Annotated in this window: 19 protein-coding genes; 14 read left to right on the forward strand and 5 right to left on the reverse strand. The window is 71.5% G+C overall.

The features are described from left to right. Positions 1-41 precede the first annotated feature (41 nt). Together AAEP80_RS10265 and AAEP80_RS10270 are read right to left on the reverse strand one after the other, a co-directional pair. Entirely contained in the window at positions 42-1,283 is a 1,242-nt protein-coding gene (locus AAEP80_RS10265) for an MFS transporter (RefSeq protein ID WP_420364342.1), read from the reverse strand. Next, positions 1,280-1,921, reverse strand: a complete 642-nt coding sequence (locus AAEP80_RS10270; protein ID WP_281264149.1) for a GntR family transcriptional regulator — start codon at positions 1,919-1,921, stop codon at positions 1,280-1,282. Before AAEP80_RS10270 ends, AAEP80_RS10265 begins: the two co-directional genes overlap by 4 nt. 204 nt (positions 1,922-2,125) lie before the next feature. On the opposite strand from AAEP80_RS10270, the gene AAEP80_RS10275 reads away from it, so the two are divergent. The 3 genes from AAEP80_RS10275 (at position 2,126) to AAEP80_RS10285 (ending at position 4,961) form a co-directional block, all read left to right on the forward strand. Next, positions 2,126-2,872 (forward strand): phosphotransferase, encoded by a 747-nt coding sequence (locus AAEP80_RS10275; RefSeq protein ID WP_413602221.1) that lies wholly within the window; start codon positions 2,126-2,128, stop codon positions 2,870-2,872. Next, on the forward strand, positions 2,869-3,951 hold the full coding sequence (locus tag AAEP80_RS10280; RefSeq protein WP_420364343.1) for a winged helix DNA-binding domain-containing protein: 1,083 nt from the start codon (positions 2,869-2,871) through the stop codon (positions 3,949-3,951). Before AAEP80_RS10275 ends, AAEP80_RS10280 begins: the two co-directional genes overlap by 4 nt. 68 nt (positions 3,952-4,019) lie before the next feature. Then, positions 4,020-4,961, forward strand: a complete 942-nt coding sequence (locus AAEP80_RS10285) for a DnaJ domain-containing protein (protein ID WP_420364344.1) — start codon at positions 4,020-4,022, stop codon at positions 4,959-4,961. A 21-nt stretch (positions 4,962-4,982) separates the two neighbouring features. Here the strand turns inward: AAEP80_RS10285 and AAEP80_RS10290 are convergent, their stop codons facing one another. Beyond that, the gene (locus AAEP80_RS10290) at positions 4,983-5,345 is read right to left on the reverse strand and encodes an RNA-binding S4 domain-containing protein (RefSeq protein WP_420364345.1); all 363 of its coding nucleotides are present in this window, start codon (positions 5,343-5,345) and stop codon (positions 4,983-4,985) included. 54 nt (positions 5,346-5,399) lie between these two features. Here AAEP80_RS10290 and AAEP80_RS10295 point away from each other — a divergent pair, with 54 nt between their 5' ends. Further along, entirely contained in the window at positions 5,400-5,651 is a 252-nt protein-coding gene (locus AAEP80_RS10295) for a hypothetical protein (RefSeq protein ID WP_420364346.1), read from the forward strand. A gap of 70 nt (positions 5,652-5,721) precedes the next feature. After that, entirely contained in the window at positions 5,722-6,918 is a 1,197-nt protein-coding gene (locus tag AAEP80_RS10300) for a hypothetical protein (protein WP_420364347.1), read from the forward strand. Here the strand turns inward: AAEP80_RS10300 and AAEP80_RS10305 are convergent. Then, positions 6,915-8,420, reverse strand: a complete 1,506-nt coding sequence (locus tag AAEP80_RS10305) for a S1C family serine protease (RefSeq protein ID WP_420364348.1) — start codon at positions 8,418-8,420, stop codon at positions 6,915-6,917. The genes AAEP80_RS10300 and AAEP80_RS10305 overlap by 4 nt on opposite strands. A 219-nt stretch (positions 8,421-8,639) precedes the next feature. On the opposite strand from AAEP80_RS10305, the gene AAEP80_RS10310 reads away from it, so the two are divergent. The 7 genes from AAEP80_RS10310 (at position 8,640) to AAEP80_RS10340 (ending at position 17,027) form a co-directional block, all read left to right on the forward strand. Beyond that, entirely contained in the window at positions 8,640-9,635 is a 996-nt protein-coding gene (locus AAEP80_RS10310) for a FecCD family ABC transporter permease (protein ID WP_420364349.1), read from the forward strand. Continuing rightward, positions 9,632-10,654, forward strand: a complete 1,023-nt coding sequence (locus AAEP80_RS10315) for a FecCD family ABC transporter permease (protein ID WP_420364350.1) — start codon at positions 9,632-9,634, stop codon at positions 10,652-10,654. The genes AAEP80_RS10310 and AAEP80_RS10315 overlap by 4 nt, the downstream gene beginning before the upstream one ends. A gap of 299 nt (positions 10,655-10,953) precedes the next feature. After that, the gene (locus tag AAEP80_RS10320; protein WP_420364351.1) at positions 10,954-13,389 is read left to right on the forward strand and encodes a glycosyltransferase family 2 protein; all 2,436 of its coding nucleotides are present in this window, start codon (positions 10,954-10,956) and stop codon (positions 13,387-13,389) included. Between the two features lie 2 nt (positions 13,390-13,391). Beyond that, positions 13,392-14,951: a chitinase gene (locus tag AAEP80_RS10325; protein ID WP_420364352.1), complete on the forward strand. Its 1,560-nt coding sequence runs from the start codon at positions 13,392-13,394 to the stop codon at positions 14,949-14,951. A 162-nt stretch (positions 14,952-15,113) separates the two neighbouring features. Next, complete coding sequence (locus AAEP80_RS10330; protein ID WP_413602212.1) at positions 15,114-15,593, forward strand: FHA domain-containing protein; 480 nt, start codon at positions 15,114-15,116, stop codon at positions 15,591-15,593. Next, positions 15,593-16,297: a MerR family transcriptional regulator gene (locus tag AAEP80_RS10335; protein WP_420364353.1), complete on the forward strand. Its 705-nt coding sequence runs from the start codon at positions 15,593-15,595 to the stop codon at positions 16,295-16,297. Before AAEP80_RS10330 ends, AAEP80_RS10335 begins: the two co-directional genes overlap by 1 nt. Before the next feature lie 205 nt (positions 16,298-16,502). Beyond that, on the forward strand, positions 16,503-17,027 hold the full coding sequence (locus tag AAEP80_RS10340; protein ID WP_144759900.1) for a MerR family transcriptional regulator: 525 nt from the start codon (positions 16,503-16,505) through the stop codon (positions 17,025-17,027). 473 nt (positions 17,028-17,500) lie between these two features. On the opposite strand, the gene AAEP80_RS10345 is transcribed toward AAEP80_RS10340, so the two are convergent. Further along, entirely contained in the window at positions 17,501-18,325 is an 825-nt protein-coding gene (locus AAEP80_RS10345) for a ParA family protein (protein ID WP_281264164.1), read from the reverse strand. Positions 18,326-18,385: 60 nt separating this feature from the next. On the opposite strand from AAEP80_RS10345, the gene AAEP80_RS10350 reads away from it, so the two are divergent. Then, positions 18,386-21,796, forward strand: coding sequence for a pyruvate carboxylase (locus AAEP80_RS10350; protein WP_420364354.1), 3,411 nt, complete (start codon positions 18,386-18,388; stop codon positions 21,794-21,796). Between the two features lies 1 nt (position 21,797). Continuing rightward, positions 21,798-22,301 (forward strand): peptide deformylase, encoded by a 504-nt coding sequence (locus AAEP80_RS10355; protein ID WP_413602210.1) that lies wholly within the window; start codon positions 21,798-21,800, stop codon positions 22,299-22,301. Positions 22,302-22,345 lie beyond the last annotated feature (44 nt).

A 22,345-nucleotide genomic window follows, 5' to 3' on the forward strand; every position in this document is an offset into this window, starting at 1 on the left:
CTCCGCCGAGCCGGCGGCGCGGCGGCGCGACTCGCCGCCGGCTACGCCGGGATGTGGCGGCGTGACGAGACCAGCACCGCGATCCACGACACGACGCCGAGCGCAACGATCACCCAGAGCACGAGCGGCAGCGCCACGACGTTCGCCACCGCCGCGATGACGGCCGGCGCGAGGAACCCGGCGTACGCGGCCGCGTAGAACACCCCGGTCAACCCGGCGAGGTCCCGAGCGCCCGCGATCCGCTGCACCTCGAGCAACGACGACACGAGCGCGATCCCGATCCCGACGCCGATCACCACGTTCGCCGCGATGCCGATCCACACCGACTGCAGCTCGATCGCGACGGTGACGACCGCGATCCCGAGGGTCATCAGGAACACCGCGGTCGCGATGCCCCGCGCCGACGCGATCGAGTGCACGTGCTTCGCGAGCGGCTGGATCGCGCTCGACACCCCGAGGGCGACGACGGTCGCCGCGGTCGCGAAGACGAGCCCCCACGTGCCGGTCGCCCCCTCGAGCCGGGTCGGCAGGTACCCGTAGCCGATCGCGGCGGACCCGAAGATCCACGGCGCGCCGACGAGCACCACGCGGGTGAACCGACGGTGCCCGGCGCTCGGGACGCGGAGTTGCCGCCACCAGGGGCCGGCGAGCCCACCGGAGCGCTGGGTCTCCGGCGTCCGCCAGACGATGACGGCGAACGGCAGCGCGACGGCGATGTGGACGAGGAAGGGCAGGACCTCGGGGATCGGGCCCCACTGCGCGATGAGCCCGGCGACGAGTGCACCGGAGGCGGATCCGAGGGTGAACGCGAGCGACGCGCGACGGGCCCCGGAGCCGGCGTCCGCCGTCGGGTCGAACCGGCCCTGCGAGAGTTCCTTCACCCAGCTGTTGCCGACGGCCATCGCGATGCCGACGGTGACACCCGCGAACAGGCGCCCCGCCATCAGGAAGCCGGGGCCGAACGGGCCGAGCGCGAGCAGACCGCTGCCGACGACGGCGGAGGCGATGCCCGCGAGCATGAGCGGGCGGCGGCCGTGCCGGTCGGACAGGGACCCGGCGACGAGGAGCGCCGGCGCGAGCCCGAGCACGTACACGCCGAGGAACACGTTCACGAGCACGGACGAGTAGTGCGCGCGCTGTTCGTACATCAGCAGCAGCGGGCTGAACTGGTTGCCGCCCCACGAGCACACGAACACGGCACCCCAGACGGCGACCCACGGCATCACGCGGGCACGGGGGACCGCCAGCGAGCCGGTCGTCGGGATCGACCCGGTGGCGCTCACAGTGCGCCCCGGTGCGACGCGACGTGGGCGCCGAGCACCTCCGCGTAGCGGGCGGCGTCGCCGTCCTCGAGCGCGCGGGCGAGCGCACGGTGGTCGTCGAGCGACGCCTGCAACTGGGACGGCTGCACCCGCATCAGCTGGTGCCGGAGCCGCTGCTGCCGATCGCGCAGCGTCCGGGCGAACAGGACGGCGATCGCGTTCCGCGACGCGCCGATCACGGCACCGTGGAACTCCGCGTCCACCTCGATGAACCGGTCGACGTCGCCGTCGCGCACGGCCGCCTCCTGCTCGGCGAGCATGGCCTGGAGGCTCGGGGCCAGGTCCGCCACGCGGCCGTCGGAGACGACGCGGGTCGCGGCCGTCGACTCGATCGCCTCGCGCATCTCGAGCACGTCAGCCGCCTCGTTCGGGGACATCGGGCGGACGACGGCGCCCTTGCGGGACTCCAGCGCGATGAGCTCCTCGGCGGCGAGCCGGAGGAACGCCTCGTGCACCGGCGTCCGGGAGATCCCGAGGTCCTGGCAGATGGCGTTCTCGCTGATGGCGGTCCCGCCGGCGAGGTCCCCGCGGATGATCGCCCGCTTGACGTGGTCGTAGGCGCGGTCGGATGCCGCCTGGGTCGTCGCCGTGCTGTTCACGATCTCCGATCCTACGCCTTGCATGCAAGGCTGCATGCACGCGGGTACCTGGCCGATGAACGCACATGCGCATGCATGCGGATGGATCGCGACATCGCAGCACCGGGGCGGATACGCTTGCCTCCACGCCGGTGCCCGTCAACGGAGGCGATCACGCCGGCCATGGCACGTCAACGACGACGACCACGACAGGAGCGGGCACTCATGGAGCGCATCACCAAGGCCGACGACCGGGTCCACCGTCCCGCGGGGCCGTGGACGCCCACCGTCCACCGGCTCCTCGCGCACCTCCACGAACAGGGCTTCGTGGCCGCGCCGGAACCGATCGAACTCGACAACACGCTCGAGACGGTCTCGTTCGTCCCGGGGGTCGCGGGGGAGTACCCGTGGACCGAGGACGTCGCGAGCGAAGCCGCTCTCGTCACGAGTGCCCGGATGCTCCGGCACTACCACGACGCCGCGGCGACCTTCCCGCTCGACGAGGACGCCGACGTGTGGTCGCAGACCCCGTCCACCCCGGTCGAGACCGTCGTGCACGGTGACTTCGCGCCGTACAACTGCGTCTACGACGGGATCGCCGCGGTCGGCATCATCGACTTCGACACGGCCCACCCCGGCCCGCGGGTCTGGGACGTCGCGAGCGCGGTCTACCGGTTCGCGCCGTTCACCACCGGAGCCGTCGAGGGCGCGACCGCCCCGACGCTCGACGCACGACTCTCGCGGGCATCGGAGTTCTGCCGCGCCTACGGGCTCGACCAGGCGTCCCGGTCGGTCCTCGCACCGACGATGCTCGCCTCGATCACCGCACTCCTCACCATGCTCGAGACCGAGGCGGCAGCCGGGAACCCGAAGTTCGTCAGCGACCTCGAGCACGGCCACGCCGACCTGTACCGCGCCGACGCGGCGTACATCGAGCAACACGCCGACGACATCACCAGAGCAGTGGTGTGACCCGGTCGCCGACCCCGGCGGCCCTCCGCTCGATGCGCCTCGCCGCGCAGCGCATCGGCGTGCGGGGCGCGACGGCGCTCGACGTCGTCACCCACATGACGGCGCTGCAAGGGCAGGACCTCCGCCAGTCGCTGTGGGCGATCGGCGTCAGGGCCCTCGGCCTGACCCGGGCCGACGTGCACGCGGCCTTCGACCGGGGGGAGTTCGTCCGGTCGTGGCCGATGCGCGGGACCCTGCACATGCTGCGTGCCGACGACCTCCGGATGCTCCTCTCCCTGACCGCGACCAGGACCATCCGCCAGACCGCCAGGCGCGCGGCGGAGCTCGGACTCGACGAGGCCACCGTCGACCGTGCCCGGGCGCTCACCGTCGCGGCACTCGAGGGCGGCCGGTCCCTGGACCGCGACGGCGTGCTCGGTTGCTACCGGGACGCCGGGATCGACCCCGCCGGCGGGCGCGGCTACCACCTGCTGTTCCGGCTGGCGCAGGAGGGGCTCGTGGCGTGGGGCCCGATGAGCCGTGTCGGGCAGGACCTCGTGCTCCTCGACGAGTGGGCACCGGCGGCGTCGCCCGTCCCGGACCGTGACGACGCCCTGCGCCGGACACTCCTCGGCTTCCTCCGTGGCAGGGGACCGGCGACCGAGGTCGACGCCGCGAGCTGGACGAAGCTGCCCTTCGGGGACGTCCGACGTGGTGTCGCGGCAGCGGGCGACGCGATCGAGGACCTCGGCGGCGGCCTCCTCGCGCTCGCGGACCGGCCGGAGCCGGGCGGCGTCCCGACCGGGCAGCTCCTGCCCGGGTTCGACGAGTACCTGCTCGGGTACGCGGACCGGACCGGGCACCTCGACGCCGTGCACGCCGACCGTGTCGTGCCGGGCGGCAACGGCATCTTCCTGCCGATGGTCGTGCACCGCGGGCAGGTCGTCGGCACCTGGAAGCGCGCCGAACGCACGCGGGACGTCCACGTCGCCGTGACACCGTTCACGCCGATCACCCCTGCGGTGCGCCGCGCCGTCGAGACGGCAGCGACGGCGTACGCCCGGTTCGTCGGCCTCCCACTCACCCTCGACATGGGCTGATCGTTCCAGGGACTGCCCAGCATCCGTGCGGCTGCTCCCGACGCTCCCTCGGGTAATGTTCCAAGGCCATGACCGACAGCCCGGCCGACGCCACCCCCTACGAAGTCCTCGGCGTCGCCGCGACCGCCGACGACGAAGAACTCCGCCGCGCCTACCGCCGAGCGGCCCGCGAGACCCACCCGGACCTCGGCGGCGACGCCATCCGTTTCCGCCGGGTGCAGGTCGCATGGGAGCGCATCGGCACACCGGCCGCGCGACGCGCCTACGACACGGGGTCGCGCCCGACGTCCGCCCCGTCGGCTCCGTCCGGCAGCTCGTCGTGGAGGCCCGGTTCCGGTCGCGACGAGTACGCACCACCCACGGCGCGTCGCGACTCCCGCCCGCGTGCCCGCTCCCACGGACACCCCGGCGGTCGATCCCGTGAGGTCTTCCTCGCTGCCGAGCGCGAGTGGGTCGGACTCGGCGACCCGATCGAGGACCCGTACGCCCCGTCACTCATCCGATCAGCCCCCCGGTTCATCCGCCGGCTGCTCGGTGAGGCGCTCGCCGAGGAGGCGACCGCCTCGATCGTCGCCGACATGGGCATCGGCGTGACGGTCTGGCACGACCTCGATGCGGGTGCAGAGGGCAAGCTCGACCACGTCGTGCTCATGCCGAGCGGGTTGTGGGCGCTCGAGTCCATCGACTGGGGCGGGCCGGTACGGATCGACCACGGCGAGATCGTCGGCGACACGCTCGAGCCGGGGGAGCGCCCCGTGAAGGAGCTCGTCCGCGCGGCCCGTGCCGTCCAGAAGCAGACCCGCGTGCGGTTCACCGGCCGGCTGCTCGTCGTCCCGGACTCCGCGGTCGACCACGACGTGCAGCTCGTCGGCTCCCCGAAGAAGCCGACCGCCTACGTGGTCCGGCGCAGTGCGCTCGGGCAGGTGCTCAACGGCGTGTGGTCCCCGGAGGGCGCGGTCGACGTGTTCGAGATCCGGGACCGCCTGCAGCAGACCGTCCGGTTCGTCTGACGCGCTGGACCGTCCGGGCGATCAGTAGCCGCGGAGCTTCTCGAGGTCCCGGCGCTCCCGCTTGCTCGGACGTCCGGCGCCGCGATCGCGCATCGGGACGAAGCCGGCCTCTTCCTTCGGCAGGCGCGGCGGGGTCCTGTCGTCGAGGTGCTTCGCCGCCTCGGTGGCTCCGACGCGCTTCAGGATGATGCTCTTCACGACGACGATGCGGTCGAACCCGGCCTGACGGACACGGACCTCGTCACCGGGGCTGACCGGCTGCGACGGCTTCGCCCGCTCGCCGTTGACCCGGACGTGTCCGGCCTTGCACGCGGTCGTCGCGGCGGACCGGGTCTTGGTGATCCGGACCGCCCAGATCCAGCTGTCCACCCGGGCCTTGTCCATCCCCCCACCCTAGGCGTCCGGTACCAGCCCGCGGCAGCCCGTAGGGTCGGGTGCGTGGGAGCGGACGAACAGGGGCGGATCGCACGGGCACTCGCCCTCGCGGTGCTCGCCGACGTCGAGCTGGGGACACGCGTCGTCGTCCGGGCGCACCACGGCGACGGCGCGACCGACGCACTCGGAGACCTCGTCGCACGCACCCCGGACACCATCACGATCGACACCCGCCGCGGCCGGGTCGAGGTCGCCCTCGCCGACGTCGTCGCCGCGAAGCGCGTCCCACCGCCCCCGCCGCGTCGTCCTCGCTGACGTCGTTCGAAGCGAGCGGTCGCGGCGAGCCGTCGCCGGGCACGCACTCGTGCCGTCGTAGCCTCTGGCCATGGCAGTCCCCGTCCCACCCGGCACCGAGGACCGCACCGCCCGTGTGACGCTCCGCCGCCCAGACTCCTGGCGACGCGAGGACGCGTCCCACGCGGACCTCCGGCTGCGCGGCGACGACGTCGTCGTCACCGTCCGGTCCCGCCCGAGCGATCGCGGCATCGGGGACGAGAACGCATCGCTCATCGAACGGCTCCCCGGGTCCGTCGACGGCCTGCTCCTCGTCGGCTGCGACGTCTGGGGCACGGTCGGCGCACCCGCTCGCCTGGTCGAGTACGTCCGCCCCGGCGAGGAGGGCGACGAGGACCACGAATCGACCTCGATCGTCGGCGCCCACCTGCTGTTCGTCACCGGACGGCACCGCGTCGACGTGACCGTCGAACGTCCGCTCGCGCGGCTCGACGAGACCGACGACGTCGTGTTCGCCGTCCTCGACTCCGTCCGCGCCGTCGGCCCGGTCTCCGCGTCGTCGCCCCGCGACCTCGAGGAGCTGCCGGCCGCGCAGCCGGCACCGGAGCTCGACGGACCGCACATCGCCTCCGACGCCCTCACCACGCTGCAGAGCATGGCCGGGAAGCGCTGGAGCCCCACGCTCCTGCGCAGTCCCGGCGGACGCGGACTCGTCGACGCCGGCCTGGTCGGACGCTTCGGGACGGTCCCGCCGACGACCCAGGCCCTCATCGAACCGTGGGCCGGCGACGTCCAGCCGACCACGCTGGAACAGCACCTGCCAGGCGGGCGCGTGTCGCGCCTCCAGGCCTGGTCCGGCACCGTCGTGGACGGGACGGACGACGCGGATTCCGTCATCACCCGGCTCGCGCCGGAGCGCGTGGTCGCGATCGCGGCCGGGAGGCTCGGTGTCGGTCCGGCATGGACCTTCCCGTTCCGCACGGGGTCGCTCCGGGCCGACCTGCTCGGCAGGCGGCTGGCCGGTGGCGACGACGCTCCCGACCTTCCGGCGTCGATCGCCGATGCCGACCCGCGGCTCGCCCGGTTCTGGGCGGCGCCGTGGACGGTGTCGTACCTGCGTCGGCCGGGGAAGCCCCGACCGATCACGATCGTGCACGCCGAGGGAAATGGCTTCGCGCGCGTCGGACGCACGGAGGCCGGCGCCTCCGCGTTCTGGGCGGAGTCGCCGGCCAACGTCTACCGGTCCTTGGTGCGTGCGTTCCTGTCTGCTCCAGCTGAAGAGGGCTAGGCGGCAGGGCCCGCGGTGAGCGTCACCGTGACGGTGCTCGCCGTGCCGGCGCTGTTCGTGTAGCCGACGGAGACCTTGTCGCCGACGGACTTCGACTGGATCACCTGGGTCAGCTGGTCCGAGCTCGTGATCGCGGTGCCGTCGATCGACGTGATCGTGTCACCGGCAGCGAGGCCCGCTGCCGCTGCGCCGGACCCCTCGACGGTCCCGGCGACCGCGACCCCGCCCGAGGTGGTGGACGTGCCGCTCACCTGGACGCCGAGGAACGCGGGCAGCCCGATCGTGATCGTCCCGGATGCGTCACCGGCGAGGATCTTGTCCGCGATCGCCTTCGCCGTCGTGATCGGGATCGCGTAGCCCGTCACGTCGGCCGAACCCGAGGACGCAGCGGTCGCCATGCCGACGACCTCACCCTCGCTGTCGAGCACCGGACCGCCGGAGTCGCCGGAGACGATGTCCGCGGCGATCTCGATCAGGCCGGTGAGGGACTCGGTGCCCGTGCCGGACTCGCTCTGCACCTGGATGTCCTGGTCGGTCGCGGTGACGGTGCCCTCCGCGGCGACGAGGTTGCCCGTGCCCTCGGCGTTGCCGACGTCGGTCACGGCGTCACCGGTGCTCGGTTCGCCGTCGTCGTCGAGCGTGACGGTCGACAAGCCGGACGCGTTCTCCAGCTTGAGGACCGCCACGTCGTTCGTGGCGTCGGCACCGACCACGTCGGCCTTGTACTCCTTGCCGGTGGTCTCGTCGGTGACCGTGATGCTCGTCGCACCCTGGATGACGTGGTTGTTCGTGAGGATCGTGCCGTCGGAGGTCAGGACCATCCCGGTGCCGGCGGCCTGCGAGGACTGGTCGTAGTCCAGGATCGTGTTGATCGTGACGACGCCCTTCTTCTGGGCTGCCGTGGCCGCCGTGGCGGCGGACTCGGTGCTGGTGCCGGACGAGCCGCTCCCGCTGCCGCTTCCGCTCCCGTCGCCGGGCACCGTGAAGCCGTTCGTGCCGCTTCCGCTGCCGGTGTCCGGCGTGGTCGTCGTGCCCTGGGACTGGCTCGACGTGGTCTCGGTGCCGACCGACGAGAGCCCGAGCGCCGTCCCGCCGGCGGCGCCGACGATCGCGAGGGCGGCGATGCCGGACCCGATCACCAGCCCGAGCTTGCGCTTCTTCGTGCCGGGGCGCGTGCCGAACGCACCGCTCCACCCCTGCTGTGACGGGTACTGCTGCGACGGGTACTGCTGCCCGTGCTGCGCCGCGTGGGCCCAGCCCTGGTGGACGCCGGCGAGGGCGGGGCTGCCGATGAGGTACGGGCCGCGACCGTCGTGCGAGTAGGCGTACGGGCCGGAGCCGTCTGGTGCGTAGAGGTACGGACCGGAGCCGTCGAACGCGTAGGCGGGACGGAGTGTGGACGCGTCGGCGTGCGGGGCCTCCCACGTGGAGCGGGGTGCTGCGTCCTGTGCGTCGATCGGGGTCGTGCCCGGTTCGGCGTCGGGGTTCGGGGTCTCGTTCATCGGTGCTCTCCGGTCGCTCTCGACGACCCGGTCGGGCGTCGATGGATACGAGTACAAGCCCGTTTCCCATGACGAAGCTATGAGCGAGCCCTGCGCGCGCTCACGACTCGCTCGGGGATCACCGAGGGGGAGGGCGGGGGTCGTCGCTGCCTGCGAGACGTTAGGGTTGCCTTACTCCTCATGCGTTCCCCGTCACCAGCGCCGCCGGCGCCCCGTTCCGTGCCCCGACTCGTCGGTGCGACGGTCATCGCCGTCCTGGTGCTCGCCGTGGCCGTCGCCATGAGCGTCGCGTTCGGGTCGCGGCCGATCCCGCTGGGGACGGTGCTCGACACCGTGCTGCACCCGGGCCGGAACGACGAGATCGGGCTCATCGTGCTCGGCAACCGCGTCCCGCGCACCCTCGTCGGGTTGCTCGCGGGCGCAGCCCTCGGGGTCGCCGGCGCCGTGATGCAGGGGGTCACCCGCAACCCGCTCGCCGACCCGAGCATCCTCGGCATCAACTCCGGCGCGGCCCTCGCAGTCGTGACGGGCATCGCGGTCTTCGGCATCAGCGGGACGGCCGAGTACCTGCCGTTCGCCTTCGCCGGTGCCGCGCTCGCCGCACTGCTCGTCTACGGCATCGCCGCGGTCGCCAGGCGGGGGCTGACGCCCGTCGGCCTCGCGCTGTCCGGGGCCGTGGTCGCGGCGGCGCTCGCATCCATCTCGACCGCGGTCCTCGTGACGAGCCAGAGCCTCCTCGACCAGCTGCGGTTCTGGCAGGTCGGCGCGCTCGCGGGCAAGGACCTCGGGACCGCCGGGGTCGTCACGATCCCGGTGCTCGTCGGACTGTGCATCGCGTTCGCCCTCGGTCGTTCGCTCAACACGCTCGCGCTCGGCGACGAGCTCGCGGCGTCGCTCGGCCAGCGCGTCGTGCTCGTCCGGGCCGTCGGTGGACTCGTCACCGTGCTGCTCGCCGGCTCGGCGGTCGCCGCTGCCGGGCCCATCGCGTTCGTCGGGCTCGCCGTGCCGCACGCCGTCCGCCGACTGAGCGGTCCCGACCACCGGTGGACGATCCTGCTGTCCGCCATCGTCGCGCCGGCACTGCTGCTCGTCGCCGACGTCATCGGCCGGGTCGTCGCGTACCCGGGGGAGCTGCAGGTCGGCATCGTCACGGCCTTGATCGGTGCGCCGGTGTTCATCGCCCTGGTCCGGTCGAAGGCGGTGACGGGGCTGTGAGCACCACCGACCAGACCCGGGCCCGGACTCGGCCCCGGCTCGGGGCAGCGCGTCGTGAGCTCGTCGTGCTCGGCTCCGTCCTCGTCGTGCTGGTCGCGCTCGTGCTCGTCGGGCTCGGCGTCGGCGAGATCCCGCTGTCGCCCGCTCAGGTCGTCCAGGCGCTGTTCGGCCACGGGGACACGATCTCGGACTTCGTGATCGGGCAGCTCCGCGGGCCGAGGACCCTCGCGGCGCTCCTCGTCGGGGCCAGCCTCGGCGTCGCGGGCGGCATCGTGCAGAGCGTCGTCAGGAACCCCATCGCCAGCCCCGACGTGATCGGCATCACCTCCGGCGCGAGCGCGTCCGGGCTGACCGCGATCGTGCTGTTCGGGGTCTCCGGCATCGGACTGTTCTGGACGGTGCTCGTCGGTGCCCTCGTCGTGTCGCTGGTCATCGCCGCGCTCGCGTGGCGGAGGGGCATCACGGGCAACCGCGTGGTCCTCGTCGGCATCGGGGTCGCGGCGATGTCCCTGAGCGTCACCGGCTGGATGCTCACGAGCGGCTCCGTGCAACAGGCGGGGACGGCACTCCTCTGGCTCTCCGGCAGTCTCAACGCGGTCGACCGGAGCGTCGTCGGTGTGCTCGTGGTGGCGTTCGTCGTGCTCATGGTGCTGGCGCTCCTGCAGTCACCGCGACTGACCGTCCTGACGCTCGGCGACGACGTGGCGGCTGCACTCGGCCTGCGACCGAACCGTGCGAAACTCCTGCTCCTCCTGACCGCCGTGTGCCTCACCGCGGCAGCCGTCGCGACCGCGGGGCCGGTGTCGTTCGTCGCCCTGATGGCGGCGCCGATCTCCAGACGGCTCGTCGGGGGCGGTCGTGTGGCGCTGGGTGTCTCGGCCGCGGTCGGCGCCGTGATCGTGCTCGCGAGCGACCTCATCGCCCAGTTCGCGATCCCCGGGAACGCCCTGCCGGTCGGCGTCGTCACCGGCGTCGTCGGCGCCCCGTACCTGCTCTGGTTGCTCGCGCGCGGTCGCTGACGACCGCCTGCTGCGGACGCGTGCCGTGATCGGCCGTCGCGACGTCCTGCCGCGACCTCCTGCCGCGACGTCCGTGGCGGAGCCGAGCCGAGCCTCCCGTCCGGCCCGCCGCGACACGCGTTGCACAATGCGATTACGGGGTCCCGCGCGGGATTGCGGGAACCCGCAAAGCAGGCTCAGAACCCCCCTTCCGGGTGTCTGCACGCCGATTCGTGTCCCCCTAACGTCGGACACGACCCCGGACTCCCGACAGCGTTCCACCCCGAACGAACGCTGGTCCGGTCGAACGAAGGACACCCATGCCCGAACAGCATGACGACGCGCCCGTGCGCCGTCGGCAGTGGGGTTCCGAGCGACGTACCCGCCCGCTCGACACCCTCCACGAACGCCCCTCCGACCGGAAGCTCGTCTCCGGTCGCATCGCCATCATCCTCACGATCGCCTTCTGGATCGCGTACGTCGTGTACACCGTGATCCGCCAGTTCCTGGACTACGGCACCGAGAGCTTCCGGTTCACCACCGAAGCGCTCTCGTACCTGGTCGTCGTCACCTTCCTGACCTTCTCTGCGCTCATGCACCTCATCGCGCGGCAGGGTGCGATGGAGCGCTTCGCCACCCACGTCCGCGTGCCCCGCGCCGAACTGGACCGCCACTTCGGCACCGGGCACGAGTCGCCGCTGACGGTCCTCGTCCCGAGCTACGCAGAAGAACCGGAGGTCGTCGCGACGACGCTCTGGTCGGCCGCGCTGCAGGAGTACCCGTCGCTGCGCATCGTCCTGCTCGTCGACGACGCACCGTTCCCGACCGACCAGGAGACGCGCGCGAAGCTCGAGCGGACCCGCGCGGTCGCGACGACCATCCAGACGCAGCTCGCGCCGGCAGCAGAGCGCTTCCAGGAGGCCCTGCTCTCCGCCGAGGTCGAGGCGTCGCACACCCCGTTCGCCACGGTCGACTCGCTGCGCACGCTCGTCGAGCACCACCGCTGGGCCGATGCCTGGCTGCGCCGCCACGCCCGCGAGCACGACGTCGTCGACCACGTCGACCACTTCTTCCACGACCAGGTCCTGGTCGGGCTGGCCGACGAGTTCCGGCTGACGTCGGAGGCCCTCGAGGCGGCGATCGTCGACGCGCTCGACACCGCGGCGAGCACGCCGTCCGTCGAGGGGCGCACCACGCCGCTCGACGGCTCGACGCTGACCGAGATCACCTCGGCCCGCGTCGTGGAGCTCCAGCGCCGTCTCGCGTGGACGTTCACCGCCGAACTGACCACGTTCGAGCGGAAGCGCTACGCGAACCTCTCCGACGAGGCGAACAAGGCGATGAACCTCAACGCCTACATCGGCCTGCTCGGCGGCGGGTACGCGTTCGACGAGACCGCGTCCGGCACGATCCTCCGCACGGTCGCCGACCCGGCGGACGCGGACCTGCTCGTCCCGGCGTCGGACTACGTCCTGACGCTCGACGCCGACTCGGTGCTGCTCCGCGACTACTGCCTGCGTCTGGTCTACTTCCTCGAGCAGCCGGAGAACGCCAGCGTCGCGGTGACCCAGACCCCGTACTCGTCGTTCCGTGGTGCCGCCACGCGCATCGAGCGGCTCGCCGGGGCCACGACCGACATCCAGCACATCCTCCACCAGGGCATGTCGCGCCACAACGCGACGTTCTGGGTCGGCGCGAACGCGGTCATCCGCACCCGGGCGCTCCGCGACATCGAGGAGGTCGAGACGGTCGGCGGCTTCGAGGTGAAGCGCTACGTGCAGGACCGCACCGTCATCGAGGACACCGAGTCGAGCGTCGACCTCGGGATGCACGGCTGGACCCTCGTGAACTACCCGGAGCGCCTGTCGTACAGCGCCACCCCGCCGGACTTCGGCTCTCTGATCGTGCAGCGGCGACGCTGGGCGAACGGTGGGTTGCTGATCCTGCCGAAGTACCTCAGGCAGGTCCGCGAACGTCGGCAGCGCGGCGAGCGGGTCGGCATCGTCGAGATGTCCCTCCGCGTCAACTACATGGCGTCGATCGCGTGGGCGTCGTTCGGCCTGATCTTCCTGCTCGCCTACCCGTACGACTCGCGGCTCCTCAGCCCGATGGTGCTCCTCGCCGCGCTGCCGTACTTCTGGCTGCTCTCGAGCGACCTGGAGTACTGCGGGTACAAGCGGACCGACGTGTTCCGGATCTACGGCTTCAACCTGATCCTGATGCCCGTGAACGTCGCCGGCGTGCTGAAGAGCATCCAGCAGGCCCTCACCGCGAAGAAGATCCCGTTCGCCCGCACGCCGAAGGTCCGTGACCGCACGGCGTCGCCGGCGCTGTACGTGTTGGCGCCGTACGCGATGGTCGTGTTCTCGGTCTTCACCTTCGTCCGCGACTTCCACGCCGAGAACTGGGGCAACGCGGTCTTCGCCGCGTTCAACGCCCTGCTGGCGATGTACGCGATCGTCGCCTACATCGGGATCTGGAACTCGGTCGTCGACGTCTGGATCTGGGCGACGGCGTGGATGTACTACGACCCGAGCGCTCGAGCAGCGCGCCGAGCCCGACGTCGCGCCGCACGTGCCACCGCGCGGGCGGCCAGGGGTGGAGCACCCGACCTGCAGCCCGTCGCCGAGGACTGGCGTGCCGTCCTCTACTTCGGCGACCGCGGCAAGAGCATGCCGAGGCACCACCACGCGGACGTCGTCGGTGCGGTCCGCGCGACCACCGACTCCGCCACGAACGAGAAGACGGCGGCCTGACGATGTCGACCACGAGACGCCTCTCACCGCTCCGCGTCGGCCTCGCTGCCGTCGTGGCACTCGCCCTCGTCGCCGCCGGGTACGTCGGCTTCGACCGCTGGCAGTCCGCGCAGGCATCGGAGACCCAGGAGTCCTGGTTCGCCGCGTACACCGACGTCACCGCGACCCCGACGTTCGCGTTCGAGGACGTGAAGTCCGCCAAGGGCCGCGACGTCATGCTGTCCTTCGTCGTCGCCGACCACGATGCCGCCTGCACGCCGACCTGGGGGTCGTACTACTCGCTCCAGGGTGCGTCCGACCAGCTCGACCTCGACCGCAGGATCGCACGCCTGCAGCAGCAGAAGGGCGAGGTCGGGGTGTCGTTCGGCGGGCTGTCGAACGACGAGCTCGCCACGACCTGCACCGACCGGAGCGACCTCGTCGACGCGTACAGCACCGTCGTGCAGCGGTACGACGTCAGCACGGTCGACTACGACGTCGAGGGTGACGACCTCACGAACCACGCCGCGGGGGAGCGCCGTGCGAAGGCCGTCGCCGAGCTGCAGCAGCAGCGTCGTGCAGCAGGCCACCCGCTCGCGGTGTGGCTCACCCTGCCGGCCGCGCCGTCCGGACTGACGAGCGACGGCACCACGGCGGTCGCGCAGTTCCTGCGGGCCGGCGTCGACCTCGCCGGCGTGAACGCGATGACGATGGACTACGGCGACGGCAAGGGCGCGAGCCAGAGCATGTACTCCGCCTCGGTGCAGACCCTGCAGCAGGTGCACCGTCAGCTCGGCGTGCTCTACCAGCGCTCCGGCACGCCGCTCTCCGCCGGCACGCTCTGGCACAAGGTCGGGGCGACGCCGATGATCGGGCAGAACGACGTGCAGGACGAGGTCTTCACGCTCGCCGACGCCGAGAAGCTCAACACCTGGGCGCGGGACCAGGGCCTCGGCCGGATGTCGATGTGGTCCCTCAACCGGGACACCACCTGCGGGTCGAACTACGTGAACCTCTCGACCGTGTCGAACTCCTGCTCCGGGATCGACCAGGGCGGGAAGCTCTTCGCCGACGCCCTCGGCAAGGGCTTCACCGGCGGGATCGTCGCCGCGGCGTCCGACGTCACCACGGCGGAGCCCTCGTCCACCGTGCAGCCGACCGATGACCCGTCGACGAGCCCGTACCCGGTGTGGAACGCGGACGCCTCGTACCTGGAGGGCACCAAGATCGTCTGGCACCACAACGTCTACGAGGCGAAGTGGTGGACGTCGGGCGACCTGCCGGACGACCCGGTGCTGAGCGCCTACGAGACGCCGTGGCAGCTCATCGGCCCCGTCCTGAAGGGCGAGAAGCCGGTGAAGCAGGTCACCTTGCCGGCCGGCACGTACGACGCGTGGTCCGGGACGAAGCAGTACGACACCGGCGACCGTGTGCTGTTCGGCGGCGTGCCCTACCAGGCGAAGTGGTGGAACACGGGCGACAGTCCGCAGGCCTCCACCAGTGACCCGGACGGCTCGCCGTGGGTCGAGCTCAAGGACTCCGAGATCAAGGAGATCCTGTCCGGCCTGCAGGCAGGCGACTGACGGACGGGAGGCTCGGTACCAGCTGGTACCGGGCCTCCTGTCCGTCGTCCGGTCGCGCACCGCTGTCCGCTCGTCGCGGACAGGTCGTGTCACCCGGGTACGGGACTCTCGCTCGGTCGGTCGTTTCCGATACGCTGGGTTGCCAAGAGGAGGAGGTCCACGATGCCAGATCCAGTGGTCCCGCAGCCTGAGGGACAACGACCCCCGGAGCAGCGGCTGGTCGACACGACGCTGACCTTCAGCATGGACATGGGCGCGGCACTCACGCCCGAGTCCGGTGTCTCGCCGGAAGAACGCGACGCCATCAACGCCCTGCCCTCCGGGTCGGCGCTGCTCGTCGTCCGTCGCGGCCCGAACGTCGGTGCCCGCTTCCTGCTCGACTCCGACGTCACGACGGCCGGCCGCCACCCCGATGCGGACATCTTCCTCGACGACGTCACGGTGTCCCGGAAGCACGCGCAGTTCCTCCGTGCCGGGACGGCCTTCACGGTCAAGGACCTCGGTTCGCTGAACGGCACGTACTTCGACGGCGACCGCATCGACGAAGCGCCGCTGTCCGACGGGGCAGAGGTCCAGGTCGGCAAGTTCCGCCTGACGTTCTACGCATCCCGGGTCGACCTGGCGCGCCTGGCGAACGCGTAGTGGCCGCCCGCTCGGCCGCAGCGCGGTCGGGTTCGCCGGCCGCGGACCTGCTGACGATCGGCCAGGTCATCGCTCGGCTGAAGCCCGACTTCCCGGACCTCTCGAGCTCCAAGCTGCGGTTCCTCGAAGAGCGTGAGCTCGTCACACCCGTCCGCACGGCGAGCGGCTACCGCAAGTTCTCCCCGGCCGACGTCGACCGGCTTCGTGTCGTCCTCGGCCTGCAGCGGGACCACTACCTGCCGCTCAAGGTCATCAAGGAGTACCTCGCCGACCTCGACGCCGGGCGCGAGCCCGTGCTGCCCGGCGGTGGCGACGGGCCGAAGCCGTCCATCCTGGGCGGCGAGAAGCGGTACTCCCGCGACGACCTCGTCCGAGCGGCCGGCGCCACACCGATGCTGCTCTCCGACGCGGTGTCCGCCTCGCTGCTGCCGGCGACCGACACCTTCGGCGAGGACTCGGTCGTCGTGCTCAAGGCCCTCGTCGAGCTGCAGCGGACCGGCATCGAGCCGCGGCACCTCCGCACCTTCCGCTCGACCGCCGAGCGCGAGGTCGGCCTCATCGAGTCCGCGCTGATGCCCGTCTCGCGGCGGGGCGACGCGACCTCGAAGGCGAAGGCCCTCGAGCTCGCGCGGGAGATCTCCGGGCACCTCGAGGTCATCCGGTCCAACCTGATCCGCGCCGCCATCGGCCGGATGGGCGCGTGAACCGCCCTGGTGGGGCCCGTGTGCCGGGGCGTATCCTCGACACGCCGGACGCGCCGAGTCGGATGTCCCGCGTCGGAGCCATCGGAGTCGCTACCGTGGACCTCGGCACAACTCTCAACCCGTCGTTGAAGCTTCGGATGAGGGCTCGATCGTCCTGGAAGGCAGTCCAATGAGTGGGAACGAAACCCCCGGTACCCCGTCAGACATGACGCGGTACGACCTCGGGTTGCTCTTCACCGACGGACTCCCGGAGCACGACGAGCAGAACGGCTACCGCGGCACCGTCGCCGCCAAGGCAGCCGGCATCAGCTACCGCCAGCTCGACTACTGGGCTCGCACCGAGCTCGTGCAGCCGACGATCCGCGGCGCCGCGGGGTCCGGTTCGCAGCGGCTCTACGGCTTCCGGGACATCCTCGTCCTGAAGCTCGTCAAGCGACTCCTCGACACCGGCATCTCGCTCCAGCAGATCCGGACCGCCGTCAACCAGCTCCGCGAGTCCGGTGTGTCCGACCTCGCGCAGACCACGCTGATGTCCGACGGCGCATCGGTCTACCTGTGCACCTCGGACGACGAGGTCATCGACCTGGTGTCCCGCGGGCAGGGCGTGTTCGGCATCGCGGTCGGCAAGGTCCTGCGCGAGGTGGAGTCCTCGCTCGTCGAACTCGACGCGACGCCCGCGGCCGACCCGGCCGACGAGCTCGCCGCACGCCGAGCCACGCGCGCTTCCTGACGCCGCGCAGGCGCAGGCGCTTCCTGACGCCGCCCTTCCCCCCCGCTTGCCGAGTGGCTACGACTCCCCGCACGTCACCCGTCGAGCGGTCGAGAACCGTCGCTCGCGCGCACGTCGATCGACGATTTCCGACACGTCGCGGGACGTCAGCGGGGAGTTGTGACCGGTGACCGGTGAGCGGTGAGCGGTAGCGCTTGCCGGGACTGGGTGGGTATCAGCGGCGTCCGGTCGGGGGGCACCTGTCGAGCGCGCGCTGAGGGGTCACGACACGTCGCCGAGCGCGCGCCGAGCGGTCGCGCCACGTCGCCGTCCACACGGCGAGAGGTCAGGAACCGTCGCTTGTTCGTGGTCCAGCCGACGGTTCGTGACCTTCGCCGCAACCTGAGCGGGGAGTCATGACCGGTCGAGCCATCGTGACCGGTCGTCCCATCGTGGCAGGTCGTCCCTGCGGGGGTCTCCGGTGCGGAGCAGCGCTACTCGGCGATGGCCGCGGCAGCGCCGTCGGCGTAGGGGCCGATCTTGCCCGTCCGCATGATGCGCTCGAGGAGCTGGTCGAAGTTGCGCGCCATCTCCTGTGCGGACTCGCCGGGCCACACGTGCAGGGGCTTCGCGGCACCCTGGGCCTGCTGGAGCGACGTACGCTCGGGCAACTGCGGCGAGAGCACGAGCGGACCGAACATGTCGCGGAGTTCCTTGATGCGGAACTGGTGCTCGAGGGACTGCACGCGGGCACGGTTCACGATGATGCCGAGCGGCTGCAGGCGGGGGGAGAGTCCGCGGCGGATCTCCTCGATCGCGCGGAGGGCACGGTCGGCGGCGGCCACGGAGAAGAGCCCGGGCTCGGTGACGACGGTCACTCGGTCGGACGCGGCCCACGCGGTGCGGGTGAGGGCGTTGAGTGACGGCGCGCAGTCGATGAGGACGAGCTCGTAGTCCTGCTCGACGTTGGCGAGCGCTTCCTCGAGCTTCCAGATGTCGCGGATCGACGGGTGTGGCCCGTCGAAGTTGATGGCGGAGGGGGAGCCGACCATGACGTCGATCTTGCCCTGCGAACCCTTCGTCCAGCCGGACGGCGCGATGGCCTGGCGGACGATCTTCTCCTTCGGGTTCTCGAGCACGTCAGCCACGTTGAGGTGGCCGGCGATGTTGATGTCGAGGCCGGTGGAGACGTCGGACTGGGGGTCGAGATCGACCACCAGCGTTCGCAGACCCTTGGCGAACGCGGCCGAGGTCAGACCGAGTGTGACCGTCGTCTTGCCGACACCGCCCTTGAGAGAGCTCACGCTGAGTACATGCACGTTGAGCAACGTTACCGCCAGTAGGGTTGTCTCACCTGACCCAGCGCTGAAAGGGCCCGCGTGTTCCGCAAGATCCTGGTCGCCAACCGTGGCGAGATCGCGATCCGCGCGTTCCGCGCGGCGTACGAACTCGGCGCCCGCACCGTCGCCGTCTACCCATACGAGGACCGGAACTCCCTGCACCGTCTCAAGGCGGACGAGGCGTACCTGATCGGCGAGCGGGGCCACCCGGTCCGCGCCTACCTCGACGTGTCGGAGATCATCCGCGTCGCCCGGGAATCCGGTGCGGACGCGATCTACCCCGGCTACGGCTTCCTGTCCGAGAACCCGGACCTCGCCGCCGCTGCCGCCGCGAACGGGATCACGTTCATCGGACCCGGCGAGCACGTCCTCGAGATGGCCGGCAACAAGGTCACCGCGAAGGAACACGCGATCGCGGCCGGCGTGCCGGTCCTCGCGAGCACCCCGGCGAGCCGCGACGTCGACGAGCTGGTCGCCGGCGCCGAGGCGATCGGGTTCCCGGTCTTCGCGAAGGCCGTCGCCGGTGGTGGCGGTCGTGGCATGCGCCGCGTCGAGACCCCGGCCGAGCTGCGTCCGGCGCTCGAAGAAGCGATGCGCGAGGCCGACAGCGCGTTCGGCGACCCCACGATGTTCCTCGAACAGGCGGTCCTGCGTCCGCGGCACATCGAGGTGCAGATCCTCGCCGACGCCACCGGGACCGACTCCGGGACGATCCACCTCTTCGAGCGGGACTGCTCCGTGCAGCGCCGCAATCAGAAGGTCGTGGAGATCGCGCCCGCGCCGAACCTCGATCCGTCGATCGCCCGGGCACTGCACCGCGACGCCGTGGCCTTCGCCCGGTCGATCGGCTACGTGAACGCCGGAACCGTCGAGTTCCTGCTCGACACCGTCGGGGAGCGTGCCGGACAGCACGTCTTCATCGAGATGAACCCGCGCATCCAGGTCGAGCACACCGTGACCGAAGAGGTGACCGACGTCGACCTCGTGCAGTCGCAGATGCGCATCGCCGCGGGGGAGACCCTCGCCGACCTGGGCCTGTCGCAGGACACCGTGTCCGTGCACGGCGCCGCGCTGCAGACCCGCATCACGACCGAGGACCCGACCCAGGGCTTCCGACCGGACACCGGGCGGATCACCACCTACCGCAGCCCTGGTGGCGCCGGGGTCCGCCTCGACGGCGGCACGGTCGCCACCGGCGCGCAGATCAGCCCGCACTTCGACTCGATGCTCGCGAAGATGACGTGCCGCGGCCGGGACTTCCCGACCGCCGTCGCCCGTGCCAAGCGCGCCCTCGCCGAGTTCCGCATCCGCGGGGTCAGCACGAACATCCCGTTCCTGCAGGCCGTGCTCGAGGACCCCGACTTCGCGCGGGGCGACATCTCGACCGCGTTCATCGGCGAGCGTCCGCAGCTGTTCAGCGGACACGTGTCCAAGGACCGCGGCACGAAGGTCGTCAACTGGCTCGCCGACGTCACGGTGAACAAGCCGAACGGCGAACCCGGCGCGCAGATCGTCGACCCGGCGCTGAAGTTGCCGACCGTCGACCTCACCGCCGAACCGCCGGCCGGTCAGCGCCAGAAGCTGCTGCAGCTGGGTCCGGTCGGATGGGCGAGGGCCCTCCGCGAGCAGACCGCCCTCGCCGTCACCGAGACGACGATGCGCGACGCCCACCAGTCGCTCCTCGCGACGCGGGTCCGCAGCAAGGACCTCGTCGCCGTGGCGCCGTCCGTGGCGCGGCTGACCCCGGAGCTGCTCAGCATGGAGGCCTGGGGCGGCGCGACCTACGACGTCGCGCTCCGCTTCCTCGGCGAGGACCCGTGGGAGCGCCTGGCGTCCCTGCGCGATGCGATGCCGAACATCCCGATCCAGATGCTCCTGCGCGGGCGCAACACCGTCGGGTACACGCCCTACCCGACCGAGGTCACCGACGCGTTCGTCGCCGAGGCCGCGGCCACCGGCGTGGACGTGTTCCGCGTGTTCGACGCCCTGAACGACGTCAGTCAGCTGCGACCGGCGCTCGAAGCCGTGCTCGCGACGGACACCGCGGTCGCCGAGGCGGCCCTCTGCTACTCCGGCGACCTCCTCGACCCCGCCGAGGACCTCTACACGCTCGACTACTACCTGCGCCTCGCGGAGCAGATGGTGGACGCCGGCGCGCACGTCATCGGCATCAAGGACATGGCGGGGCTCCTCCGTGCAAGCGCCGCCGAGAAGCTCGTGACCGCGTTGCGGGAGCGGTTCGACCAGCCGGTGCACGTGCACACGCACGACACCGCCGGCGGACAGCTCGCGACGCTCCTCGCTGCCGCCGGCGCCGGCGCCGACGCGGTCGACGTCGCGGCGGCACCGATGGCGGGCACGACGAGCCAGCCGAGCATGTCCGCGCTCGTCGCGGCCCTCGCGCACACCGAGCGCGACACCGGCATCTCGTTGGACGCGGTCGGCGACCTCGAGCCCTACTGGGAAGCGGTCCGTCGCGTGTACGCACCGTTCGAGTCGGGTCTCGCGGGTCCGACCGGACGGGTCTACAAGCACGAGATCCCGGGCGGTCAGCTGTCGAACCTCCGACAGCAGGCCATCGCGCTCGGCCTCGGCGACCGCTTCGAGCAGGTCGAGGACTGGTACGCCGAAGCGAACCGGATCCTCGGTCGCCCGACGAAGGTCACGCCGTCGTCGAAGGTCGTCGGCGACCTCGCGCTGCAGCTCGCGGCCGTGGACGCCGATCCGGCCGACTTCGAGGAGAACCCGCAGAAGTACGACATCCCGGACTCGGTGATCGGCTTCATGGCCGGTGAGCTCGGTGAGCTGCCCGGCGGATGGCCGGAGCCGTTCCGGACGAAGGTGCTGGCCGGACGCGACATCGTCCCGACCATCACCCCGGTGCCCGACGACGAGCGCACGGCACTCGAGACCCCGGGCGCCGACCGCCGGCAGGCCCTGAACCGGCTGCTGTTCGCCGGCCCGACGAAGGCGTTCCAGCAGGTCAGGGACGACTTCGGCGACCTCTCCGTCGTCTCGACCGTCGACTACCTCTACGGCCTGCGTCCCGGCGAGGAGCACGTCGTGCCGCTCGGCAAGGGCGTGAACCTGCTCGTCGGGCTCGAGGCGATCGGTGAAGCGGACGAGCGCGGCATCCGGACGGTCATGGCGACGCTCAACGGCCAGCTCCGCCCGGTGTACGTCCGCGACCGCTCGATCCACGTCGAGACGAAGGCCGCCGAGAAGGCGGACAAGTCCGACCCGAAGCACGTCGCGGCGCCGTTCTCCGGCGTGGTGACGCTCAAGGTCGCCGTCGGTGACGTCGTCGAAGCCGGTGCGCCGGTGGCGAGCATCGAGGCGATGAAGATGGAAGCGGCCATCACGGCGCCCGTCGCGGGCACCGTCGGCCGTCTCGCGATCCCGGCGACCCAACAAGTGGACGCCGGCGACCTCCTGGTGGTGCTGCAGTAACGTGACCGTCCGTCCCATCCGCCTCTTCGGCGACCCCGTCCTCCGCTCCCCGGCGGACCCGATCCGACCCGAGCAACTCGGCAGCGCGGGCATCCGCGACCTCGTACAGGACCTCGTCGACACCGTGCAGGAGCCGGGGCGCGCCGGCGTCGCGGCCCCGCAGATCGGTGTCGGCCTGCGCGCGTTCTCCTACAACGTCGACGGCGAGGTCGGGTACGTCCTGAACCCCGAGGTCGTCGAGGTGTCCGGGGAGCCCGAGCTCATGGACGAGGGCTGCCTGTCCGTCCCCGGGCTCTCGTACCCGACGACCCGTCACCCCTACGCCAAGGTCCGTGGCGTGGACGTCGACGGCAACGAGGTCGTGCTCGAGGGCACGGGGCTCATGGCCGAGGCGCTCCAGCACGAGGTCGACCACCTCGACGGCACCGTCTACGTGATGACGCTGGCCCCGGAGACCCGCAGGCAGGCGCTCCGCGACATCCGCGAACAGGACTGGTTCCACTAGGGCCGACCTGTCCCCGAAGTGGCGGACACCCGATCGTGGGGGTC

This window comes from Curtobacterium sp. L3-7 (assembly GCF_048756585.1).
Taxonomy (GTDB): domain Bacteria; phylum Actinomycetota; class Actinomycetes; order Actinomycetales; family Microbacteriaceae; genus Curtobacterium.